Genomic DNA, 719 nt, shown 5'->3' with positions numbered 1-719 from the left:
GCTTCGCGCGGTGCGACATGCGCGTGATGATCGATTAGATGGCCCGGCTGCATCATGTCTCCAGTCGGTGGAAGGCTAGCCCATTCCAGATGCGGGTCAACGCATCATCGCCGCGTCACATGCAACAGGCGGGGTCGGGCGCCGACACAGGCCAGCACCCCAAATCGGTCACAACGGACGTGGCAGACAAGCCTGACCTGCTTCCCGTTTCCAGGATGGTCCTGAGCTGGAGAGTTCCAGTTTGGGGTTGGACCGGGCGACGGAGGGACGAGGATGAAGAAGTCGAAGTTCACGGATGCGCAGATTGCGTTCGTGCGGCGCCAAGGCGGAGGAAGGAACCGCGATTAGAGAGGTTTGCCGCAAGGCGGACATCTCGGAGACGACGTTCTACAACTGGCATAAGAAGGAGGACGGACCGATGCTATCGGGGATGCGACGACTGGAGCAACTCGAGGAGGAGAACGGCAAGCTGAAGAAGCTTGTGTCGGACCTCTCGTTGGATCGGGCGATGCTGCAGGACGTCCTGGCAAAATGGCTCTGAAGCCTGCCCGGGGCGGGCGCGCAACAGCGCCTCGAACTCCGTGAAATCGCGCGCCGGTACCGAAGGGTGTAAGACTAGCACAACACCGTAATAGGCCACCAGCGCGATCGGCGAGAGATCTCGGATCGGGTCGAGGGGCAGGCTGCGGTATAGCGGTGCGCCCTGGACATGCGAGGAC

General features: G+C 61.8%; 1 pseudogene. It reads left to right on the top strand.

What is annotated here, in order from left to right:
• Positions 1 to 273: 273 nt before the first annotated feature.
• Positions 274 to 532: pseudogene (locus AC1DWF_RS34410) on the top strand (transposase); the annotation flags it as partial.
• Between the last annotated feature and the right edge of the window lie 187 nt (positions 533 to 719).

The sequence above is a fragment of the Aminobacter sp. P4_D5 genome, from assembly GCF_056401815.1.
This window is presented reverse-complemented; position numbering and strand designations above follow the sequence as displayed.